General features: G+C 45.9%; 18 protein-coding genes. 4 read left to right on the top strand and 14 right to left on the bottom strand.

Features of this window, described 5'->3' with window-relative positions; genetic code table 11:
* The first annotated feature begins 62 nt into the window (after positions 1-62).
* Together CHI14_RS05080 and CHI14_RS05085 are read left to right on the top strand one after the other, a co-directional pair.
* The gene (locus tag CHI14_RS05080; protein ID WP_095287324.1) at positions 63-1,337 is read left to right on the top strand and encodes a stalk domain-containing protein; all 1,275 of its coding nucleotides are present in this window, start codon (positions 63-65) and stop codon (positions 1,335-1,337) included.
* Positions 1,338-1,458: 121 nt separating this feature from the next.
* Positions 1,459-1,884: a hypothetical protein gene (locus tag CHI14_RS05085; RefSeq protein WP_095287325.1), complete on the top strand. Its 426-nt coding sequence runs from the start codon at positions 1,459-1,461 to the stop codon at positions 1,882-1,884.
* A 136-nt stretch (positions 1,885-2,020) separates the two neighbouring features.
* On the opposite strand, the gene CHI14_RS05090 is transcribed toward CHI14_RS05085, so the two are convergent.
* The 11 genes from CHI14_RS05090 to CHI14_RS05140 all read right to left on the bottom strand — a co-directional run bounded on the left by CHI14_RS05090 (position 2,021) and on the right by CHI14_RS05140 (position 14,279).
* On the bottom strand, positions 2,021-3,208 hold the full coding sequence (locus CHI14_RS05090) for an aminotransferase-like domain-containing protein (protein ID WP_095287326.1): 1,188 nt from the start codon (positions 3,206-3,208) through the stop codon (positions 2,021-2,023).
* A 179-nt stretch (positions 3,209-3,387) separates the two neighbouring features.
* Entirely contained in the window at positions 3,388-4,533 is a 1,146-nt protein-coding gene (locus CHI14_RS05095) for an NAD(P)/FAD-dependent oxidoreductase (RefSeq protein ID WP_095287327.1), read from the bottom strand.
* Between the two features lie 60 nt (positions 4,534-4,593).
* Positions 4,594-5,316, bottom strand: a complete 723-nt coding sequence (locus tag CHI14_RS05100; protein ID WP_095287328.1) for a methyltransferase domain-containing protein — start codon at positions 5,314-5,316, stop codon at positions 4,594-4,596.
* Positions 5,303-6,463, bottom strand: a complete 1,161-nt coding sequence (locus CHI14_RS05105; protein WP_095287329.1) for a type III polyketide synthase — start codon at positions 6,461-6,463, stop codon at positions 5,303-5,305. The genes CHI14_RS05100 and CHI14_RS05105 overlap by 14 nt, the downstream gene beginning before the upstream one ends.
* Positions 6,464-6,669: 206 nt before the next feature.
* Entirely contained in the window at positions 6,670-7,593 is a 924-nt protein-coding gene (gene murB, locus CHI14_RS05110) for a UDP-N-acetylmuramate dehydrogenase (RefSeq protein WP_095287330.1), read from the bottom strand.
* Positions 7,594-7,878: 285 nt separating this feature from the next.
* Positions 7,879-8,760: a carbohydrate ABC transporter permease gene (locus CHI14_RS05115; RefSeq protein ID WP_095287331.1), complete on the bottom strand. Its 882-nt coding sequence runs from the start codon at positions 8,758-8,760 to the stop codon at positions 7,879-7,881.
* A 15-nt stretch (positions 8,761-8,775) separates the two neighbouring features.
* Positions 8,776-9,666, bottom strand: coding sequence for a carbohydrate ABC transporter permease (locus CHI14_RS05120; RefSeq protein ID WP_095287332.1), 891 nt, complete (start codon positions 9,664-9,666; stop codon positions 8,776-8,778).
* 49 nt (positions 9,667-9,715) lie between these two features.
* The gene (locus CHI14_RS05125) at positions 9,716-10,990 is read right to left on the bottom strand and encodes an ABC transporter substrate-binding protein (protein ID WP_227780144.1); all 1,275 of its coding nucleotides are present in this window, start codon (positions 10,988-10,990) and stop codon (positions 9,716-9,718) included.
* Between the two features lie 87 nt (positions 10,991-11,077).
* Positions 11,078-11,923 (bottom strand): AraC family transcriptional regulator, encoded by an 846-nt coding sequence (locus tag CHI14_RS05130; protein ID WP_170948020.1) that lies wholly within the window; start codon positions 11,921-11,923, stop codon positions 11,078-11,080.
* A gap of 171 nt (positions 11,924-12,094) precedes the next feature.
* The gene (locus tag CHI14_RS05135; RefSeq protein WP_095287334.1) at positions 12,095-13,090 is read right to left on the bottom strand and encodes a LacI family DNA-binding transcriptional regulator; all 996 of its coding nucleotides are present in this window, start codon (positions 13,088-13,090) and stop codon (positions 12,095-12,097) included.
* Positions 13,091-13,259: 169 nt separating this feature from the next.
* The gene (locus CHI14_RS05140; protein WP_095287335.1) at positions 13,260-14,279 is read right to left on the bottom strand and encodes a Gfo/Idh/MocA family oxidoreductase; all 1,020 of its coding nucleotides are present in this window, start codon (positions 14,277-14,279) and stop codon (positions 13,260-13,262) included.
* Positions 14,280-14,462: 183 nt separating this feature from the next.
* On the opposite strand from CHI14_RS05140, the gene CHI14_RS05145 reads away from it, so the two are divergent.
* Positions 14,463-15,332 carry a MurR/RpiR family transcriptional regulator gene (locus CHI14_RS05145; RefSeq protein ID WP_095287336.1) on the top strand — a complete coding sequence of 290 codons (870 nt, stop codon included), beginning with the start codon at positions 14,463-14,465 and terminating at the stop codon, positions 15,330-15,332.
* A gap of 31 nt (positions 15,333-15,363) precedes the next feature.
* Positions 15,364-15,789, top strand: coding sequence for a MaoC family dehydratase (locus CHI14_RS05150; protein WP_095287337.1), 426 nt, complete (start codon positions 15,364-15,366; stop codon positions 15,787-15,789).
* A gap of 339 nt (positions 15,790-16,128) precedes the next feature.
* On the opposite strand, the gene CHI14_RS05155 is transcribed toward CHI14_RS05150, so the two are convergent.
* The 3 genes from CHI14_RS05155 to CHI14_RS05165 form a co-directional block, all read right to left on the bottom strand.
* Positions 16,129-17,895, bottom strand: coding sequence for a glycoside hydrolase family 2 protein (locus CHI14_RS05155; protein ID WP_095287338.1), 1,767 nt, complete (start codon positions 17,893-17,895; stop codon positions 16,129-16,131).
* A gap of 88 nt (positions 17,896-17,983) precedes the next feature.
* Positions 17,984-18,790, bottom strand: a complete 807-nt coding sequence (locus CHI14_RS05160; RefSeq protein ID WP_095287339.1) for a carbohydrate ABC transporter permease — start codon at positions 18,788-18,790, stop codon at positions 17,984-17,986.
* Positions 18,790-19,680 (bottom strand): carbohydrate ABC transporter permease, encoded by an 891-nt coding sequence (locus tag CHI14_RS05165; protein WP_095287340.1) that lies wholly within the window; start codon positions 19,678-19,680, stop codon positions 18,790-18,792. The genes CHI14_RS05160 and CHI14_RS05165 overlap by 1 nt, the downstream gene beginning before the upstream one ends.
* Between the last annotated feature and the right edge of the window lie 18 nt (positions 19,681-19,698).

Consider the following 19,698-nt stretch of genomic DNA (forward strand, 5'->3'; position numbering starts at 1 on the left):
TGCTAGATTACTGTCCATACGTCCTTTTTCTACTATTTTATGAATGTGGAGGAATATAAAAAATGGTTCGTAAACACATAGGTAAAACCATTGCTGCCACCCTGATCAGCTTGTCCTTGCTTGGAACGACGGTAAACATCGGTGATGTGCATGCAGCACCTGCCATATCGGTCAAGTTGGATAATGTAGCACTCCAATTTGATGCTGCCCCGCGAGTTGATAAAGGCGTTACTTATGTTCCCTTCCGTACCGTAGGTGAAGCATTGGGAATCCGGATTACGTGGAACAGCAAAACACAAACCGTCAAAGCCGTAGGCAGTGTTAAAGGTCAGGCTACAGAGGTCCTCCTTCAAGTGGGGAATACCACCGCTACCGTTAACGGCACCAAAGTGAAGCTTGCCGCAGCCCCGGTACAACGAGAAGGACGCGTACTCATCCCGCTGAGTTCGTTCAGCAGCCAATTCGGCGTAGTTGTGAAATGGGATCAGGCCACACGTACAGTTTCTCTCGTATCCCCACAGCGTGAAATGCATTTGAGAGCCTTTTATGCCGTGCGGGCATTTCATGAAATCGATCTGGTCCCATCCATGAACTCTATAGCTTTTGGCTGGAGTCGAATCGACCGGAATGGTCAATTTACGCTTCAAGGAGATGAATATTATCTGCCTGAGGCAGCAGGCGAAGTGACCCCGCAGACCATTGTGGCGGATGCTGCAGATCAGAATATCAAACCGTACCTTATGGTATACGCACTGGATGGTCAAGGCGAGCTAACCAAAGTTTTGAGTGACAGCAGTCTGCGCGAGAAATCGATTCAGGGCATTAACGATGCTGTGACTGAGAATGGATTTGGTGGCGTTGTTCTTGATTTTGAAGGCTTGGGTTTCAAACTGGATGCCAAGCAGCAGCAGAAGCTGCTTAACGACTATGTCAAACAGTTAAAAGCTTCTCTGCCTCGTGAGATTTCGATATCACTGGCTGTACCGCCTCTGAACAGTGCATATAAAGGCTATGATTACAAAACGCTCGCTTCCTTGGCGGACGATCTTATTATTATGGCTTATCAATATAACCCTGCGGGTACCAAGGCTCAGGTTCCTGAACCCAACAGTCTCGTTGACCAAGCGATCCAGCTTGCACTTAACGCAGGCGTTCCAAAAGACAAGCTGCTGCTTGGGATTAACTTAAACAGCGAAACGGGAACCTCCGTTGATGACAAGCTTGGATTGGCCAAGAGATATGATCTCAAAGGAGCAGCATTCTGGCGCCTTGGCTTATTCCGTGAATTCAACAATCAAATGGTAGATGCGGTGAATTCGTCAGTGATCAAAGAGTAATGAATATTCATTTTGATGTGCAGGGTGTGATGAAGGTTCTCCAGCCCTACAGGAGTATGTCCACGCAAACTTGTCTTCTATGAATATACTATTCTATCTTATCGGATAGGAGGTATGCAGAATGACTCAGTTACTGGACGCAAGAGTCTCGATCAATGCAACGTCGACCAACTCCATCTCTGTACCCATACCGGTAATCAATACGCCTACGTTATTTGCCCAGATTGGTCTTATTACTGCGGGTACAGGGGCTAACCCCAGAGTTCAACTCAAAGGGACGATTACAGTTCAGTTACCTCTGGCACTTTTCGTAGTGAGAATTACCATTGTGAGAGGTACGCTGGCGACAGATCCTATCATCTATTCGGCAAATAGCACCTATGGATTGAGCGGTATACTCGCACCTGAAATCATTACTTTTTCAGCGAATGACTTCAACCCGCCCATTACACCACAACTGACGTATTCAGCGTTTATCAGTACGAACTTGCTCGGAACGGTTCGAGTCGGACCCGAAAATTTTGACGGCTTCCTCGTATCAGATTGATCATTAATCGATTTACATTCAAAAACCCTACCGCTGCAAATCCGGTAGGGTTTTTTGAATGAAGAAAAGCCCCCTCACAGTTAAAAGGGCTGGAGGCCACTTCAGCTGTACAGGGAGCTACTTTAATCAGACGTTATTAAGAATACTGCTTCAATACCTGCCCCAGAATTTCAATTCCCTTCACAATCTGTTCATCGGAAGGTGTGGAGAAATTCAATCGGATCGCATTGCAAGGTTCACTCTCATCAACGAGGAAAGCCGTGCCTGGAACAACGGCTACGCCGCTGGCTGCAGCTGCCTTGGCATAATCCAGCATCGGAATATGAGCCGGCAGATCACACCAGAGGAAAAGACCACCATCCGGTTGGGTAAACGTAATGGAATTCCCCATGTGTTCCTTTAGTTTGTCCATCATTAAGGCAGATTTTCTGCGATATATTTCGCGAATACTGCTGATATGTTCTGCATACTGGTATTCTGCCATGAACTTGTAGGCCAAGATCTGAGGAAGCATCGCTGTATGTACGTCCTCTCCCTGTTTGGCAACCACCATTTTCTGCACAACTTCGTTCGGTGCCAGCACATAGCCAACACGCAAGCCAGCAGACAGGATTTTGGAGAAGGAGCCCACATAGATCACTAGTCCCTCTTCGTCCATGGATTTGATCGTAGGCACATCTTCGCCACTGAACCGTAGCTCACCGTATGGATTATCTTCCAAAATCATCACACCATACTGTTTGGCAAGAGCATAAATGGCTTTGCGTTTCTCCAGACTTGTCGTTACTCCCGTCGGATTTTGGAAACTCGGAATCAGGTAGATCAATTTCACATTCTGCTCTGTCTGCAGTGCCTGTTCCAGCTTGCCGATATCCATACCGTCGCTTTCCATTGGAACGCCAACCAGTCTCGCACCTGAAGCCCGGAAGGAGTTCAACGATCCTATGAAGCTTGGGCTTTCACAGATGATCGTATCTCCCTCGTTGCAGAATACTTTGCAGGCAAGCTCAATGCCTTGCTGTGCACCCGAGACAATAAATAGCTCGTCCGATGCTGTGCCCGTGTTATAGTTCGTCTTCAGGTGATGGGTCAGTGTATCGCGCAGCGGGCCGTAACCTTCGGTTATCCCGTATTGCAGAGCCGTTACCGGATCCTGCTCCAGAATGGACTGTGTGAATGTCCGAATGGCTTCAATGGGAAACGTCTCCGGAGCGGGATTACCCGCAGAGAATGGAATAACGTTCTGACCCGAGGATGCCTTCAGGATCTCTCGAATAATGGATGGCTGCAGCGCAGCAATCCGGTTAGAAAATGAATAGTTCATCTTAATATAATGCCTCCCTGCTTCAAATCTGACGCTCAATTCTAGTTCTACATTCTTTTCTATTATACGAGTACTTCTCTGTTTTCAAAATGGTCTGCTTCAAATTCATCAAAAACAATAAAAAAGAGGTCGACATACGCCGCCTCTTTCAGATCCATCATTATGCATGTTTTCCCACATCACCCGCGAGCTGCATTCATCTCTGATAACCTTGTAGCCTTGACCAGATATGCTGCCAAACCAGGAAATAAGCGAGCTAGCGCAGGATAATATTTGTTGGTTTTGGCAAAAGCCAGCTTCTGGATTCTCCGTGCACGCCGAAGCAGTTCTGTAAATTCATCGCTCGCGTCTTTCGTATATCCTTCCTTCCACTGCGTAAATACGATTTCCTTTTGCAAGTAACGGTTGGTCCACTCTGCACACAGGATGGACGAACGCAGCGCAATGGACATGCCATCACCGCACAGGGGAGGAATCATCAGCATCGCATCTCCTATATGCGGGAACTGGGACCAAGGCTCAGGCACGTTCGACAAGTGAAGCGGAGCGATAGAAACCTGAGTTCCCTGAACAGGCTCTCCATCTGCCAGTCTTGCTGCGAGCCTGCCATTGGTTTCGGAGGCTGCATTCAGGATATCGGTTACAGACTTGCCGCTTCCCTGCACCGTATCCAGCGTTAACAAGGCTGCAACATTCGCATAGCCATTCTCGATCGGTGAAATGCCGACGTATCCTCCCTCACAGAAATAGAGTTCTACCCTAGCAGGCATGTCGAGTCCGCTGTAGTGAGATTTTATCCCAACATATACGGTTTCATCCCGAGTTTCAGGCGGAGACATCATTCCACGTGGCTTTTTGGTCCCATATGCTCCGATGACAGCCTTCGTTCTATAGCTTAATCGTTCATTCCCTTGTTTGACCTGCACCTCGTAATGATCATCTTCAAGCAGCTGAATACCAACGATCGTTGCTTTTGTTATAATTTCGGCTCCCGCAGCTTCAGCTTGCTTGTGTAGAATGCGATCCAGTTCATGTCGACTGATGCCATAAGCGGGTCCTGGAAGAGGAGCTTCAATGTGACCGCCCTGAGGCATAATGATCTGTGCATGATCCATCGTGCTGGGCTTCACTTCCTGAAGCTGAATATTTAGATACTCCAGCATTTCTTTGGTCTCTGGTGACATGAATTCACCGCAGGTTTTGTGCCTGGGAAATGACTGTCGATCCAATAGAAGCGTACGATGACCCTGTCTGGCCAGCTGCAGGGCGCAAGAACTGCCAGCGATTCCAGCACCAATAACAATGACATCTATTGATTCGGACACCTACTATCACCTGCCTTTAAGTTGAATTTTGAGCAGCCGTGACTATAAATGCCACCCTCATTAACCTGCCCGGTGATTCGGTATTACGACAGAGTAGCGAAACAGCGGCTTCCATTCATAGGTCATGGTGTCATGGTTCAATTGCTGTTTTAACTCCTGCCAATCCTTTGCCGTGAAGCCCTTGGCAACAGACAGCGGACCGTCATGACGGATATAACGATTACGCGAGATCATCCGGGTTGTAAGCCAGACCGCAGTATAGGATACCGGGTGGCGGTGGATATCGTTAATTACAACACCATATCTGGAAATACGCAGCATATGTGAAACGATATCAAGCAGCAGCTGTCCGTCAAAATGATGTACAAACTGTGATCCTGTAACGATATCTGCCGATGCATCCGGCAGTTTCATGACATCGGCACGCTGTACATTGACCCTTGGTTCATTTTGAAAGAGCAGTCTTGCCTCTTCGCAAGCTTCCTCAGTCAGATCGACCAATGTGATCGTGAGGTCAATCCCCTTCTGCTTCGCCCAATGCAGCAGCTTCTGGTTCACGTCCCCTGAGCCTGCCCCTACATCCATAATGCTCAGCTTAAGAGGTCTACCGACGGATATCCATAATTTCTCAACACCATCAAGAGTAGGACCTGGAGCGGCAAATATTTTATTGAGCCGACGCAGGTGCTGCAGTGCTTCACGCAATTCTTCCCCGCCCATTGAGAAATCATCCATCAATTCATCTTCCTTCGCACGGATCGACAAGTTTCTAAAGAAGGACATGATCCTTCTCCTTCAGCGCTGGCGTATAGGACGGTACGTAAGTAAATTTCATGAGCTCAGCGGTCAGCCCAGGTCCAAAAGCCATTGCCACACCCTCCGTTGAAGATTGATTACGGGCTTTCATATCCTCACGCATGGCATGAAGTACAAATAAAATGGTATTGGATGATAAGTTGCCTACGGTTCTAAGGATTTCCCTGCTGTACATCGTCTGTTCTGCTCTTAAATTCATGACTTCCTGAACGGAGTCAACGATCCCCCGTCCACCTGGATGAATAGCCCATAGTTCGGGTAAACTGTCGCTCCCGAGCAATTGATAAAGCTCGTTCTCCAAGTGCTCACCCAACAGTTTGGGGATGCGAGGCGATAAGTACAGATCGTAACCTTGATTGCCTACCTCCCATGTCATATCCTCCGTTGAATCAGGAAGCAGTACGGAATATCCGGTTCCAAGATCGAGATAATGCTGCTGCTTGGATTCCGGAGCACCAACGATACAAGCAGAAGCTCCGTCCCCGAAGAATGAGGCTGCAAATAGCGCCCCCCTCTCCTTTACCGGTTGAAAATGCAGGGTACAGAGTTCAACGCATACGACCAGCACTTGTGCATCAGGCATTCCCTGGACGACATCACGAGCCATCTGAATGGCTTTTAATCCCGCCGCACAGCCCTGAAAAATGAGCGGCAACCGGTTTACGCGGGGTGACAATCCCAAATCGCGAACTAGCATGACATCCAGACCAGGCAGATATTGTCCTGTGCAGCTGACCGTTATGATATGTGTTATCTGTTCAGGTGACATGCCCGCATCCTTCATTGCCTTCTGGGCAGCCTCCATCCCAAGCGGGAGAGCCTCCCGTTTGTATGTATCCATTCGTTCCTGCGTGGACGGAATCTGAGAATGGTCCCCCGAAGGCAGGTAACGACATTCTTCGAGTGATCCAAGATAGCTGGGTTCAACCGTATAACGCGTTTCTACACCGCATGACCGGAACACTCTTTTGGCAAACCGGGCCAAATCCTGTTGATCCTCAAGCGATGAGGCAATGAGTTCTGCAATATCGGACTGGGCAACTTCGTGAACAGGTAGTGCAGTTCCCATGCCCAGGATGGCGATATCGGTATGGTTATGCAAGGGTTGATTCATTTTAAACCTCCTATGGTGGATGAGAGATATCCTTTAATTAACAACACTTACCCTTAAGAGCGTCGTTGTAATCTGTCGTATCCTTTATATTTATGTATATGGTCTATGCTGACCCACATTCTCCATTCAGGTGCTCTTCTTCGAAAAGTGTAAAAAAAGAAGCCGCCCGAAGGCGACTTATCGAAAAAGTGTGGACTTACGTCCAATTATTTATTCAATTCATCGCCTATGATGACGACTTCCGTTTCCAAATTCACATTGAACTGGCTACGCACCTTCTCCTGAATGAGCGCAATCATATCGATGTAGTCCTGCGCCGTGGCATTATCCACATTCACGATGAAGCCCGAATGTTTGCGAGATACTTCGGCACCGCCAATGCGAGTCCCCTGAAGACCGCAATCCTGAATTAATTTGCCTGCAAAGTGGCCTTCAGGACGTTTAAAGACACTTCCGCAGGAGGCATATTCCAGTGGTTGCTTGGACTCTCTGGCATAAGTAAGTTCATCCATCTTCGCCTTGATCTCTACCGGATCTCCCGGCTGAAGCTTGAACTTCACCTCGATGATGATATCGCGTTTGCCCATAAATACACTCTTACGATAAGCCAGCAGCAGCTCCTCGCTCTGCATGGTGATAATTTCGCCTGCCTCAGTCACGACAATGGCAGACTCGACCACATCGGACATCTGTCCTCCGTATGCTCCTGCATTCATATAGAGTGCGCCACCTACCGAGCCCGGAATGCCGCAGGCAAATTCGAGTCCGGTAAGACTTGCGTCTAACGCCTGGCGGGATACATCAATAATGGCTGCACCGCTCTGTGCAGTCATCGTATGACCATTCACGTTGACCTGATTAAGATTCTGTAGCGACATGGTAATCCCCCGAATGCCGCCATCTCTGACAATCATATTGGAGCCGTATCCCAGTGTAGTCAACGGGATATCATGCTGAACCGCCAGCTTTACAATAGTGGCTACTTCATCTATGGTCTCGGGGAATATCAGAATATCTGCTTCCCCGCCGAGTCGCGTGTACGTATAATTTCGGATCGGTTCGGAATATCGAATGCGGTCTTCGTGAAAGTTGTCAAACAGGGTTTTGCTTAATAACTGATATGAATTCATGATTTTCTACCACCTTGTCTTGATTGCATCGTATAGGTTATTTTACTCTGAATAGCTCCATTTTGTCGCAATTAATTCGAATTAATCATTAATTATTTAAAATAATGGTGCAGGACCGGAAAAAGCCGCCATATGGCGACTTGGGAATTCGTTGCTTTGGCCTTACTCATTATAACTCATTTCAAGTAAGTGAGCATAATGCTTGCTGTCTTCCTTTTTTCATTCGAAATAAAAGCACAAAAAAAGGGCACTTGGCCCAGAGGTTAATCCTTCTGTATAAGATACCTATCCCTTCACAGCTCCCAACGCCACGCTGCCTATAATCTGCCTGGAGAAGATTGCAAAGACGATGATGATCGGCAGGATGGAAATCGCAACTCCCAGATATAACAACCCATAATCCATACCATAATAGCCCTGAACCAGAGCAACGAGGACCGGAAGCGGGTATTTATCCAATGAGAAGAACAAAACAAGCGGTGTGAGGAAGTTGTTCCATGAGCCGATGAACGTGAATATGCCAAGTGCCGAAATGGCAGGTCCCAGAATGGGCAGCACAATTTGATTGAATGTCCGAAACTCTCCTGCGCTGTCCACACGTGCCGATTCAATGATTTCGTCGGGGATACTGCTCTCCATAAATTGTTTGATAAAAAATACGTTAAAAGCATTCGCTGCCGCTGGTAAAATAATGGCCGCATAGCTGTCCAACAGCCCCAGTGTACTGAACAGCCGGTACATCCCGATCAGAGCCAGCTGCCCGGGCACCATCATCGTGGCCAGCAAAAACATGAACAGCCAGGTACGTCCCTTAAACTTGAACTTGGCAAATCCATATGCGGTTAATGAACCGATATACAGCGATAGTACAGTTGAAGTGCCGGCAATAAAAAGACTGTTCGCAAATCCGCGCCAAATGTTGATTTTGGAGGCCATATTCAAGTAATTATCCGCAACGAATGGTCCGGGAAGGAAAGTAAAGGTGGATGCAATGGTCGCATTATTATGCGTGGAATAGATAATCATCAGATAAAACGGAACGATGCAGATCACAGCCAGACCTGTTAAGAGCAAGTAGATGAGCACTTTGCCGATGGTAAGCTGCTTCGTACTGGCATATTGCTGGATGGCTGCATTCGGTTGTTCAATCGATTTTGCGGTTTGCATGGTACTTCCCCCTCCCTATGAACGACTCTTCCGACTGGTCATGATGAAGGATACAACGGATAAGAGAATGATGATAACGAACAGACAGAAGGCGATAGCTGCGCCGTAACCGAAGCGTGTGCTTTGGAATGCTACATTATAGAGATACATAATACTGGTCATGGCAGCACGGTCCGGTCCACCACTTCCATTCGTGAGCGTGAACGGCTGGTCGAAAATCTGAATGCCTCCAATAATGGAGGTAATCATCTGAAACAGAATGATCGGTCGCAGCATCGGAACGATAATATGAATGAAAATGTGCTTCTTCTTCGCCCCATCCATCTGAGCTGCTTCCTGTAGTGCCGGGTCTATTCCCTGAAGCCCTGCAAGGTAAATGACCATGGAATATCCGAAATATTGAAAGAACAGAATGGCTGACACAATGAGTCTCATGAACCACGGATCATTTTTCCAGTTGATCGGATCATCAATCAGTCCAATCTGCACCAGGAAGTGATTCAGACCGCCGGACTGCCAATCAAAGATCAGGCTGACAAGCAATCCAAGTGATGCTGCCGTAACGATATTCGGGAAAAAATAGACGGCTCTGAAGAAGTCTCTTCCCTTAAGCAGCTTGTCGTTCAGGATAAAAGCTAGAACAAGAGAGACGGTAAGCTGCGGGACGACAGATACCCCCCAGATGAATAAGGTGTTGAACAGCGTCTTATAGAACAGCGGATCCTGCAGAACAGCAATATAGTTTCCGATCCCAACGAATTCAGGGGTCGTAATGCCATCAAAGTTGGTAAAACTGATATATAGGGAATAAAGAATAGGATAGAGTCCAAATATAGCAAAAATGATAAAGAATGGAGCGATAAAATAATAGCCATAGTGGTCTTTGCGGATCGATTTGGCAAACATGATGTGTTCCTCCAGTCATCGGATGATTAAAAGGTTTCGTTCTCCTCGGCTAATCCACTTCCAGCTCAGGAAATCTCAATTTCACATCACGTTTGATTCGCTTCACCGCTTCTTCTTTGGTCTGGATGTCATTATTGAGATACAACTGAAGGACATTTTTATAAATGTCATTATTAATAATGGAGTCATACTTGGTTCGCTCGTAGACCGGTACCTGTTTGGCTGCCTCGGAGAAAAACTCGAAATGCTTTTGCCCTCCCAAATAAGCTGAAGTTACGGATGGCGCCAGCTGGTCATTCACGACCATGTTGCTTGTAAAATAATCCTGTTCCTTCGCCAGCTCAGACAGGAAATCATGGTCAAAGTTATAAAACTCAATAAACTTCCAAGCTGCATCCTTTTTTTCACTCTGACTGTACATCGCGATATACGTGCCTCCTGCGCTAAATGAAGACGGACCAGGTGCTAGCCCCCACAACCCTTCGGTGTCCGGCGCATTCGCCTTGAAGGTATATTGCAAAGCCCATGTAGCACCAGGGTAGAACATCACTTCCCCCTTTTGCATTGAAGCGGCGTGCCCCGCACTTCCTTCTTCATATTCCGCAAGCACCTTGCGCTGACGAGCTTCCCGCACCAGGTCCAGAACCTCCATATACGTTGGATCAATGACAAGCTTGCCATCCTTTACCCAGGGGATTCCATCATAGGAGTTGGATATGGCATTCCAGTTTGCCAGTGCATGTACTTTATTTCCGCTCTCCTGCTGCACTCTCTCTCCAATCTCAAATATGTCTTCCCAAGTACCAATCTGCTCGCCCACTTTCACGGGGTCGTCCGTTCCCAAATATTCCTTGGCCAGGTCCCTGCGATAATAGATGCCTCCAGGTGTCCCCTGATACCCAATGGCACGAATATGGCCTTCACTGTCCTTTTCATTCGCCTGTACAAATGGATATTGTTCTGGAATCAGCTCATTCGCGTTATACGGGGATGAAGACAGATTCTCCAGATAAGGTACATCAATCAGCTCTCGTATGTTTGCATTTTCAATCATAAATACATCAGGTGCTTTCGACGTGGTCTGCAGGGCGGATTTTAATTTGGTAATGTAAAAGTTTCCGGGGATATTGACGAAATTCACCTTGATGTCTGGATACTTTTCTTCGAACTTCTCAATGGCATAACCGGCTTCATCCGTAAAACTCCACACCGTAATTTCTTCCTGCTTGGATGCCTGCTCTCCCTTGGACTGACAACCGGATACGATCATCACTGCACTTACAAGTGCAATGATGGAGAGATACTTCAACTTAAATGTCTTCATGGGCCCCCTCCTTCGATAAAAGGAAACGCTTACATTTTATTCGAGTATAGTGATTTTGGAGAGGGCTTTCTCCTCAAATATTGTGAATCATCCTTCATATTTTGTGATATGGGTCTGATGTTTCTTCCTGAATTCAGAAGGAGTACAGCCATTATATTTTTTGAACAGTCGGTTATAGGAATTCACATTGTTAAATCCATGTCCGATGGCGATATCCAAAATGGAGGTCTGACTGAACAATAATGCCCATTCCGATTTGATAATACGAAAGTGGTTCAGGTACTCCATCAACGTGACTCCCTTAGTCTCCTTAAACAGCTTGCATACATGAAATTTGCTGAATTTAATATGCTCAGCCACATGATCCAGCTTGACGGGTTCAGCGTAATGTTCCTCCAGATATTCGCAGACCGATTCAAGGAATTCGAATCTTTTGGCTCCGTTACAGGTCTCTTTGGAAGCGCATGGCTCTGTAGTCGGTTCCTTGGTACGCAGCAGGTGGACGATCAGATCGTACAATCTCGCTACCATTAACCAGCGGTATCCCGGCTGCTGCCTCTTCTCCTCTTCGGAAATGGCCTTGATATATCGGTCCAGATTCTTCTCATTACAGATAAGTGACGGAATCATTGTGGTCTTATGAAAAAGTTCGCGAAGGTCATGGGATTCAGGATCTGCTGCCACATTTCCCGTTACCCACTCCAGCCGAAACAGGATAATGGTTAAATACCCGGTACCTGGCAAAAAGCAGTGCACATCCCCCGGCTTAATCAGCAGAACGTCTCCTTGTACAAGCTCATAGACCTCGTTGTTCACTCCAATTCTCGCGCGTTCTCCATTCACAACGACCAATTCAACCTCTTCATGCCAATGTGCAGCAAAATTAAACTGTTCACCCGTATGGATTACCCGGATCGGAAACCCTTCTGTCATATGACCTGTTTCAAGAAACGTTGGCACTCCCATCAGATCACCCTTTCCATATTTTCCAATTTCCAAGCCCTAGTAATCATATTATGCATGAAGAGCAGGATTCCTTTCGAATGGATCAGGAAAATAATTTCTCATATGAAAAGAGCCGCCCTATAGGGCGGCTAAAAAAGATTACTCATTCGTCACTGCACGAACGGACTGACGTTCCACACATTGAATATCCAAGGTAAATACAGACTTAACCTGCTCCCCGTTTAACATCTGAATGAGTAAATGTCCGGCAAGCAATCCGGCGTCTGTTTTCGGTTGTCGAAACGTCGTTAGCGGCGGAGATACATATTGTGAGACATGGATATTGTCGAATCCAACGACCGATATTTGCTCCGGCACTGAAATGTGATGCTCCCGGAATGCTTCCAGGCCTCCGATTGCCATGTCATCATTAGCAAAAAACACAGCCGAGGGGAGACCCTTCTCGATCAGCATCTTGGCCGCATGATAACCGCTCTCTTTGCAGAATTGTCCACTCAGTCTCCATTCGCTTTTTTCTTCGATATCGGCTTCACTCAGCGCTCTCAAAAATCCTTGATAACGAAGAAGATTACAATCCGAATTGAACGGTCCATTAATGTAAGCGATAGTACGATGACCTTGATCAATCAGATATTTTGTTGCCAAATATCCGCCTTGATCATCATCCATTAGAACATTTACGATATGTTCATTCGCAAGTTGCCGATCCATCACCACGATTGGAAACTCCCTGGCTGCAGCTTCCGTCAGCAATTCATCCGGAATATCCTGCGCAATTACTATAGCGCCATCGATTCGCTTTTCCCGAATATATCGGTTCGCCGTAGATTTCTCCCCGCCCATTGAACTGCATACAATCAGATCGTAACCATGACTCTTAATCGCTGATTCGATGCCGGGTACCAAATCCGAGAAATAGGGACTGGACATGTCGTGTACCATCACGCCGATGGTTTGGGTATTTTTACGTTTTAACTCCGACGCTGGTCCATGTTTAACGTAATTGAGTTCGCTGGCTGCACCGAGCACCTTCTGTCTTGTCAATTCACTAACATTGTCTTTCGCATTAAGCACACAGGATACGGTAGAACTGGCCACACCAGCTCTCTTTGCTACATCTTTAATGGTTATCATTATAATGCTCCCTCAAAACACCAATCTCTTCAGTTATTACAAACAATACCGTATGAATCATTCACTGCATTTTATCACGCGATCTGCTGGTATGTCTTCTGGGCAATCCTTTGTTCATCGAAAAAAGGTACCGATCCGTAAGTTCTACCTGACCAGTACCTGTATGTTATTAGATTAATCCTTTTATGCCCTCTTCCAGAATACCCATCACTGTTAATGTTTCTTCATCCTTGATGACTTTATCCTTGCCGTGAATGATGGCCTCATAGATATCATCGTAAACACGGGCGTAATCTCCCTTTTCAGAGATCACCTTCTCTTCATGGTACACTCCTTCTTCATCTATATAGGTTAGCGTGCCATAATGCTGGGGCAAATCCACACCAAAATCAGCATGTCCTTTCGGCAGGTAAAACAATTTCAGATGTTCCTCCTGACGGTCTTCCGTTTGTTTGACAAACACTCCGTTTTTACCATATACAACCAGGCTCGGGCGTTGTTTCAAACGGAAAAAGCTCGATTTAACGGATACCTTCAAGGTTGAATAATAAAAGTCCAGATCAAAGTAATCGTTCATTCTGCCAGCACCAAGTAATTGACGTACATCAGCATGAATCGTGTCCGGTTGACCAAAATAGGATATCACTTGATCAATCGTGTGCACTCCGTGTCCATATAGGTAACTGTTGTAAGGAGAGAACTGCGTCGTGCCGTTCGGAATTTCCGGGCGATAATAATCATAGTGCATTTCCACTTCAAGCAGATCCCCAAGCTTCCCGGATTCAATGACTTTTTGAGTTGTCAGAAAATCCGAATCATATCTTCTATTCTGATAACATTGAATGATCAGGTTCTTCTCTTTGGCGTATTGAAATATGGATTCCGCTTCCTCTTTGGTTAACATGAACGGTTTCTCAACAAGCACATGTTTACCATGGTCGAGTGCCATCTTGGCATAACTATAATGTGATTCTGTATGCGTACAGATTACAACTAACTGAATCTCCTCGTCATTCATCAGGCTCGAAATTTCGTTCGTGTAGTGGATCCCTGGCACCTTGTCCCAATCCGTTTTGTCCGGGTTCCGGGCATAGATCGTTTTTACGTTTAAGTGTTCCCTATTCAATGAAAACGGAAGATGATAACGGTTTGTACTTTTGCCATTGCCAATATATCCAATCGTTAACATGGTTGTTCCCCCCTGCTGCTCTTTTTCTTTAATTATAGAAGAAGAGTGCAGTGCGTAAAGGTTATCCATGCATTATGGTACATTTGACCAAAGTTCGGTTACTATGGCACATTAATATTGGGCAAAATGTTCAATTAAACATCATTTTGACTCAAAAGAATGATAGAATCCGGGGTGAACCGATTGAAACTGCTGATGCAATTGTCAGAAATGCAGCATTTTACACCTAACGAACAGAGCATTGCTTCTTATATTTTGAGACAGCGGGAACGCATGCTTCACTGCAATATTCAGGAGCTTGCTCAAGTTACATATACATCGCATTCTGCCATTAACCGTCTAACCCGCAAACTCGGGATGACGGGTTACAAGGAATTTATCATCACCCTAGCCCGTGAATTCCAGCAAAGTACCCAGAATGGTTCCAACCCTGTTGATGCCAATTATCCATTCGGTGTCGGTGAATCCACTCTTCAGGTGGCTGCGGAGATTGCCGATTTGATGAAAGAAACGATCTCAAAAAACGCTGCCATTCTGGACGATGGCCTGCTCTCCCAAACGGCACTGCTGCTGAACCAGGCAGATCGAATCTTCATCTATGCTTTGGGTGATTCGCAGATCCGGGCCAAAAGCTTCCAAAATAAATTGTTTAAACTCAACAAATATGCGATCATTGCAACGGAACTTTCCGAGTGGGCGCATCATACCATCAATGTCACTTCAAAAGACTGTGCCCTGTTCCTGACGTATCACGGGAAGTCATTAAGCTACATCAAGGCAGCACGTCACTTCAAACGTGAAGGTATTCCGTTTGTTACAATAACAGCAACGCCACAGAGTGAGTTGGCTAAATGGAGTACTTTATGTTTACAGGTTGCCAACGACGAGGAAAAGTTCGCCAAGATTGGTACCTTCTCTTCGCAGATTGCCCTGGAATATGTCTTAAACGTGTTGTTCTCCTGCATTTACAATATGGACTATGCCAAAAATAAACAAACGGCCAAAGAGTCTCTCCAAAAATTTGCCATCGGCGACATGATGAATGATATCTAAATAAACATTCGAAAAGAACGAGGTGCCCGCATTGAAATTTAGTGAATATGTCGTAGGTCAGCGCTACGAAACCAAATCGATTAAACTGTCCAAGAGCGATATTATGGAGTTTGCGAAAATCTATGATCCTCAGTACATGCATTTGGATGAGGAAAAGGCTAAAAAAGGACGTTTCGGCAGCCTGATTGCTTCCGGCATGCAAACGATGAACATCTCCTTCAAGCTGTGGATTGAAGTAGGCGTATACGGAGAGAATGTTGTCGCAGGTACGGGGATGAATCACATTCAGTTTATCAAGCCTGTATTTCCCGATGATGTGCTGAGCGTAGTTGCGGAAGTGATTGAACTGCTCCCCAGACGAAGAGGCAATGGCATTGTTACCGTACTGCTCACAACCTATAATCAAAATCATCAAAAAGTATTTCAGGCCGAATTAAGCGCATTGATTGATAATTAAGCTTATTTGCAAAAGGAATATTCAAAATGTTGGGGAGTGGCATCCAAATTATAATGGTCTACTTTTGGTTTCAGAAGAAGAACCGACTCCGTACGAGTCGGTTCTTCTTCACCATTTTTATGCAACAGCTTAGTGCACATAAAGCCTGCTCATCGCCCCGTACCTATCTCCTGGTTCCAGACTGAATAATCCAACTTCAGCAGCTTGTAAATTCAAATTCCCATTCCCCATTCAAACTCATCCAGTTCTGTCGCACAAATTGCGGCCTTGGGTAATCTTCACGTAACATTGTGATCTACACTCCTGATCCCCATGAATCGGTAATGTATACTTGAGCCTTTAGGCCAGATTGATTTTGCGGATGACTTCCAGCGGTACTTTCGGCTGACGGTCTTCAGTTAGCAGGCCATTAATCTCCTGCTGCACATCCGTGACCTGTGTATAACAGTAGCCCGAAATATAAGGAATGGCCTTGATCGCTCCTGTAATTGAACGAAAACGTTCAACAAAGGCTTCAACGGAGTCCACCTGATTGCCATAGCCCCAGCCTTTATCCGATTGAAAGGCAATGCCCCCGAATTCACTGATGATAATGGGCTGTCCTTTATACTCGTAACCTTCGGCAAAAGCAAACTTCCATCGGTTAGAGGAGATCTTGTTGGTTACAATCATGTCCTTATCCTGGTAACGTTCCAAAAAGGCATCTCCTGACTCCACATAATCATGAATGGTCAAAATATCCGATACTGTATGCTCCCATCCGTCATTGGTAATGACCGGACGATAAGGATCGATGGCTTTGGTCAGATGATAGATGGATTGCGTAAACTGCTGCTGTGCCACCTCGTGAGCGATTGTCGGTATTCCCCATGATTCATTAAACGGAACCCAGGTGATCACGCTTGGATGATTGTATTGTTGTGGTACAATCTCGAGCCACTCCTTGGTGAAACGGCTAACCGCTTCATCATTGAATTCAAAGGTCGCCGCCATTTCCGACCAGACCAGCATCCCTTTTACATCACACCAATATAAAAAGCGGGGATCTTCCAGTTTCATATGTTTGCGAATGCCGTTATATCCCATCTCGGCAATTTTATCAATATCTTCGATCAGCGCTTCCACCGATGGAGGAGTCAAATGGCTTTCAGGCCAATAACCCTGATCCAGAATAAGTCGTTGATAGAGCGGAGCATTATTCAGCAGAACCTGCCCATTTTCAATCGATATTTTTCGCATGCCGAAATAGGAATGCACCCGATCGATTTCCTTCTCATTTTCGTACAAAACAAAATCAATATCGTACAGGTTTGGTGAATCCGGAGACCACAACGACTGTTTCCACGGGCCGCCCGCCTCATGTTTGACACTGGCCTCCACGGTCATCCAAGCTCTATCCGGAGACAGGCTGATGGTTTGCACATGCTGACCCTTCAGCTCAATCTTCGTTTCCAGACGCAAGTTGTTCCTGCCTTCAATCCCATTCAATTGAAAGTCCAAACGAATCATATGACGGTCGATATCGGGCGTCATCTTGACCGTTTCAACCCTTGCTTCACTCACATGCTCCATCCAGACACTCTTCCAAATTCCGGTGCTTTGCACATAAAAGCATTCAAAATTTTCATCGACCCAGCGCTGTTTCCCCCGAGGCTGCATTGCACTTTGACTATCCGCTACTTCAAGAACAATATTGTTCTCCGAACCGTAAGTGAGATAAGGTGTAATGTCGAAGAAAAATGCTGCATATCCCCCCTCATGCTCACCCGCAACCCTTCCATTCACCCAGCATTTGGCGCGATAATCCACCCCTTGGAAATGAAGAATAGTTCTCTTGCCCTTAACCTCTTGAGGAATGGTTACCAGTTTGCGGTACCAAACCAGTGGATGAAATGTCTCGATCCCGATCCCGCTTGCCTGAGTTTCATAGGTAAAGGGAACTTTAATCTTGAGTCCTTCCGGAAATTCAGCTTGATCATACCAATGTTCACTTTCACCTACCTGATGGTCATCAAAACTAAAATCCCATTCGCCATTCAAATTCAGCCAGTCTTTACGTACAAACTGCGGTCTTGGATAATCCTTATTGTAAAATTGGGTTGTCATATCTTTTCTCCATTCTCCTTGAGCTACATTGGGCTCGCTGGCCTGACATAGCCGTTTTATTGTTTTATGAAATTCAGACTTGCTCACCTTACCCCTTAATTCCGGACATGCTGATTCCCTTGACAATCTGCTTCTCGAAAATGATAAACAAAATAATGATAGGTACCGAAGCCACCGCATTAATAACCATTGGTTTGACATAATCCTCAGAATATTGACCCATCAGCGTAGGAATACCCATTGGCAGTGTAAATAGATTATCGTCGGTGATCGAAAGGAACGGCCACAGGAAGTTGTTCCAGGAACCGATAAACGTCAGAATGGCCATGGAAGCCATTGCCGGACGAGTGAGAGGTAACATGATGCTGGTGAATATTCTCCAGAAGCCACCCCCATCAATCTGTACACTTTCGAGCAGATCATTGGGAACTCCGTCAAAGAAACTTTTGAGTACAATAACAGCTACGGGCGAGGCAAGAGCCGGAATGATGAGTCCGCTGTACGAATTCAGCAAATGAAGATCTTTTGCCACCTGATAGAGTGGAATAATGGTAGCCTCCCCCGGAATTAACAGGCCTCCAAGGATGAAAAAGAAAACAATGGTACGATAGCGAAATGGGACCTTGGATAGCGCAAACCCCGCCATTGCTGCAAAAATGACCGTAAGCACCGTTACAATCACGGCCACGAACAAACTGTTGGCAATCCATTGAGACAATTTGGTCGTCGTTAGAATCTCTTCGTACACAGCCAAAGAATACGGAGGCTTAAACCAATCCAGGACTGTAATGATCTTCATGCCTTCTTCCTTGATCGATACAACAAGCATCCAAAGCAACGGAGCCGCAAACATTACAGCCATCAATGCAGAACTTATACGAAACAGCCACTTCATCAGCTATCCACTCCCTTCCGGTTGTTCATCCAGTATTGCAGCACGGATAACACCAGGAGTATGAAAAATAAAATATAGGACATCGTCGCGGCATAACCGAGGTTGTTATTTCTAAATCCGGTTTGATAGATTAACTGGATAATCGGACGTGTCTGATCCAGTGGGCCTCCGCCTGTAATAACATAAATCTGCATGAAGACCTTGTATGAAGCGATAATTTGCAGCATCGTAATGGTTTTGGTGAGTGGGGATAGATATGGAAGGGTAATTCTCCAAAATATTTGCGAGTCACTCGCTCCATCCAATCGTGCAGCTTCATAGATCTCATCCGGTATTTCCTGAAGCGCCGACAAATACAGAATAAAGTTAAAACCTACTGTCCACCACAACGTTACAACGGTAATGACGATCCAGGCCAGGTTTGTTTCGGTCAGCCAGAAAATTTCGGCGTTTTGGGGTAACAGACCAATGAGATGCAGTACGGAATTGACAAACCCGGTATAAGGCTGGAATACGAATAACCCCAGATAAGCTGCGACAGCAACCGAGAGTACACTTGGGATAAAAAAGATAATCCGGTAAAACTTCTGCAATACCGATTTTCGATTCGCAATCAGAGCCAGCACAATGGCAAGTATGATCATGGTCGGAGTACTTAGAAAAACAAAGAAGGTCGAGTGCCATATCGCTTCCCAGACTTCCCTGTCCTGAAGTACCTTGCGGAAGTTATCCAGGCCAACAAAGTCCATTTTCTTAATGAGTGTCCATTTGTAAAAGGTCATTTCAATGCCTTTAATCATCGGCCAGATGGTAAACAATACATACACAATTAGGAAGGGAAGCAGAAAGACAAGCGCCTGCATCTCCGTCCTCATTTTTTTGAACTTCATACCCGTCTCCCCTTTGAT

Origin of the sequence: Paenibacillus sp. 7516 (assembly GCF_002272715.1) — a bacterium.
GTDB lineage: Bacteria > Bacillota > Bacilli > Paenibacillales > Paenibacillaceae > Paenibacillus > Paenibacillus illinoisensis_A.